We start from the raw sequence: 3,438 nt of genomic DNA, 5'->3' as shown, positions 1-3,438 counted from the left end.
TCTTTTATTTTACAGTTTTCTTTGCGAGAAAGCTGTGACTGTCCGTGAAATAAAGAGTTTTAATCCTTGGAAGCTTATCAATGATGAATGTGATGTTGGGGGTATAGCTCAGCTGGGAGAGCGCTACACTGGCAGTGTAGAGGTCAGCGGTTCGATCCCGCTTATCTCCACCAATACTTATGATAACTAAACCCTTGTATACCAAGGGTTTTTTTGCTGTTTTAGAAGGAGTGATAAACTCTCTCTTTTTTCGTTTTTAATGTGCTTGACCATGATTTTGACCACCTTTACTATGCCAAAGCAACTTTAATGTGGTGTGTTTAAATCAGAAAGTGTTGCAGCACGTTTACGAAGGAGTTCTTTGTTAGATAGTTGTTTACAAAGTTCGAACCATTCATCATGCACTTAGAAACATGACTGCTAAAATAAAAAAATCCCCAGTAAAGGGGAGAGGGAATTGGAAGAGGATACGCAAGGGGAAGCGTCCATCCTCAACATGTTAAGTATGCATTTTATTGTAACGCTTTGAAGCAAGAAATATTGTGATAAATTTCACACTGATTAGTTAAAAATTTTAGTTAACCACGCAAAATATAGTGACGATAAATTTACACCTGGGAGTTTGAAAATTATCCCGCATTACTCACTATATTGTGTCGATTAAAAAATTTAGGTTCATTTTTGATTCGGTTTGTTGCATTTTATGTTCCTTTTTACCTATTTTTCCATCAGATTCATAACTTAATTTAATTGTTTTCTTATTAGTGTTCTTGTTCGGTTTCTTTTCCACGATTCACTCACCTCTTAGCAGAATCAGCCATTCCAGAAGATGTTTGTTTGGTACTTTATGATACAGAAAAATTAATCGGGTATCTCCGCGGGAAAATGATTGATTTTAAATTAAAAATTGGTGACCCCGTTTCAAAAATTGCCGGAACTGTTACTGAGCTGGACTTGTGCTGTGCGTGATGCTGGCCATGGCGCTGGGTCGCATTAAGGAGGACCAGGCGAAGATGCGAACTTGGTGGCGTAAGAAGATATCCACATCTGGATCCCTCACGGAAACGCCTATCCACAGAAGCGTTTCTGTAAATAACGGGATTGGTGCGCCTTTTTACGGTTCGGACGCATTGTCATGCGTTGACATCCGTGTTGATTATGCCGTGAAACCGTTCCGGGCCCTATAAATTGCGCAATCCTTCCATAGCTGCCGATCACGAAAAAGGTACATCGCAAAAAGCCCCATGATAAGAAAAACTTGACAGTTCCTATCTGAGAATGATAACATATGTTACGAAAATTAAGAATATACTGTAAGGTTGTGATGAGATGACGAGGCAAGCAATTATCAGTGATATTCTTGACAAAGTTTTGGATTACGCCGTAGGCAGTGCTGGTGGCGTACCTGGAGTGGTTGCAATGGTAACTGACCGCGAGGGAAACATCTACGAGGCCGCAGCTGGGGTACGCGAGCTCGGCAAGGAAACCCCGATGACCACCGACACGGTATTTTCTCTGTTCTCGACCACTAAGGCCATCACCGGGACAGCGTTGATGCAATTGGTTGAGGAAGGCAAAGTCAGGCTCGACGACCCGGTCAAGAAGTATGTGCCTGAGATTGCCGAAATTAAGGTTCTTGAGGGGTTTGACGCAGACGGGCAGCCCAAACTAAGAGAACCCAAAACTGATATTACGATTAACATGCTCATGCTTCACACTGCTGGCTTCGGATATGAGTTCTTCAGTCATGAGGATCGAAGATATCGTAATGCAAAGGAAATACCCTCCCTCCTCACTAGTACCTTTGCCTCGATTAATAGCGTGTTGCTGTTTGAGCCAGGCGAACGATGGAACTATGGAGTCAACATTGACTGGGTTGGCAAGGTAGTCGAAGCTGTACGCGGTAAGCGACTGGGCGAAGTGATGGCCGAGCGTATTTTTTCCCCACTGGGCATGACCGACATTGGATTCACGCTAACGCCGTCGATGATGGAACGGCGCGCGACCCTCCACAGTCGTGCCCAGGACGGTCAGATCACACCACTTCCTGACCGCATTCTGCCACAACCTCCCGAAATGGATATGGGAGGACACGGTTTGTATGCCAGTATTGGTCAGTACATGAAGTTTATCCAGATGATCCTGAATGACGGTGCTGGTCCTTATGGTCGTGTACTCAAACCGGAAACGGTTGCGCAAATGTGTCAGAACGGGCTGGGGGCATTGAAGAGCGGCGGCTGGATCTCGTCCGATCCATCGCTAGCTAATAACGGTGAGTTCTACCCTGGCGTGCAAAAGTCGTGGGCGTATACATTCCAGGTAAATGAGGATCCTGTCCCTACAGGTCGGCCAGCAGGCCAATTGATGTGGGCGGGGCTGGCCAACCTGTTCTACTGGATCGACCGCAAGAACGGCATTGGTGGATTTTGGGCCTCCCAATTATTCCCATACCAAGATGTAGCTTCTTACTTAGGTTTCATCGAGTTCGAGTCATCGGTCTACAGTACGTTAAAGCGGTAATGTCACTTGAGAATTTCCCGGTCTTTTATGTGAAGCGCCGAAATGTATATTATATTGATACTGGTTTTGGTGGGATCACCCGTCTTCGCCACGGGTGATCTGCTGAGGGTTAGCGTGGTCGCAGCAGGCTACTTATTCACCGGTTGCAACGGATACACCTGTCTCGTGATTTTTCCTGTCGTACGAATCCGAATTGAGCTGATACTGTATGAAAAGATAGAACAAAATGAACAGTAATCTACATGTATGTCAGTACATAACTGCTAAAGCTAAAGAAATTATTGATCAGGTGCCAACATAGCAAACAAGTTGAAATATGTGCATATGGTTCCTGAAAATATTTATATTTCAAAGCCGTATTAAATTTTTTTTGCTGCTGTATTGGGCATTGATCGAGTAAAGGACAAGACTGACAATCCGTTTTTAAAAATTTGGCTGTATACACGTTTTGCTTTTCATTAAACGTTGAAACAACCGGGGAGTGGCCAGCAGGACAGGCTTTGATTACACCAGACTCTGGATCCATTTCAAACGTATCCACACCCATCGTATTTTCTGATCGTTTTCTTCCTGTTAGTTGTGATACGTTGAATTCAACTTGTTTTTCTTGTGCCAGTTGCATGGTTGTTTGTCGATAATACGCACTATCAACTGATAATACTTGAATCTCATTTACTAGTGGATCCTCGCTTAGAAATGTTTCGCCAAATTGCGCCACGGGTCCATATAAAAAAGCTTACCCTCTTCAATGCGGTGAAGAAGAAAGCCTATTATACAGGGATGTACCCCAAGGTAATCGAGTCTCTACCTCAGGTTCCGGAGGTTTAGGTCCTATTTTTATTTACTGAGCTAATTGCGATGTCCTGCAAGCCGGACAGGACAAGGGCTGAAAGATACAGGAGAAAAATTTTTACCCCC

General features: G+C 44.0%; 4 protein-coding genes and 1 tRNA gene. 3 read left to right on the top strand and 2 right to left on the bottom strand.

Annotation, left to right across the window (positions count from 1 at the left end; translation table 11 throughout):
• Positions 1 to 97: 97 nt before the first annotated feature.
• A tRNA-Ala gene (locus H525_RS0115265) sits at positions 98 to 173 on the top strand.
• Positions 174 to 646: 473 nt separating this feature from the next.
• Here H525_RS0115265 and H525_RS27445 read toward each other — a convergent pair.
• Positions 647 to 790, bottom strand: coding sequence for a hypothetical protein (locus tag H525_RS27445; RefSeq protein ID WP_155837334.1), 144 nt, complete (start codon positions 788 to 790; stop codon positions 647 to 649).
• Positions 791 to 837: 47 nt separating this feature from the next.
• On the opposite strand from H525_RS27445, the gene H525_RS29050 reads away from it, so the two are divergent.
• Together H525_RS29050 and acmB are read left to right on the top strand one after the other, a co-directional pair.
• Positions 838 to 969: a hypothetical protein gene (locus tag H525_RS29050; RefSeq protein WP_281172626.1), complete on the top strand. Its 132-nt coding sequence runs from the start codon at positions 838 to 840 to the stop codon at positions 967 to 969.
• 360 nt (positions 970 to 1,329) lie between these two features.
• Positions 1,330 to 2,520, top strand: coding sequence for a methyl acetate hydrolase AcmB (acmB, locus tag H525_RS0115240; protein WP_027416892.1), 1,191 nt, complete (start codon positions 1,330 to 1,332; stop codon positions 2,518 to 2,520).
• A gap of 238 nt (positions 2,521 to 2,758) precedes the next feature.
• Here the strand turns inward: acmB and H525_RS0115235 are convergent, their stop codons facing one another.
• Complete coding sequence (locus H525_RS0115235) at positions 2,759 to 3,238, bottom strand: hypothetical protein (protein ID WP_027416891.1); 480 nt, start codon at positions 3,236 to 3,238, stop codon at positions 2,759 to 2,761.
• Between the last annotated feature and the right edge of the window lie 200 nt (positions 3,239 to 3,438).

Origin of the sequence: Aneurinibacillus terranovensis DSM 18919, from assembly GCF_000430625.1 — a bacterium.
GTDB classification, from domain to species: Bacteria; Bacillota; Bacilli; order Aneurinibacillales; family Aneurinibacillaceae; genus Aneurinibacillus_B; species Aneurinibacillus_B terranovensis.
Note: the sequence above shows the minus strand (reverse complement) of the source record. Positions and strands in the feature narration are given on the sequence as shown.

Bases quoted from the DNA above. Each gene is read 5' to 3' on its own strand.
- acmB (WP_027416892.1), top strand. From the start codon at position 1,330: ATGACGAGGCAAGCAATTATCAGTGATATTCTTGACAAAGTTTTGGAT.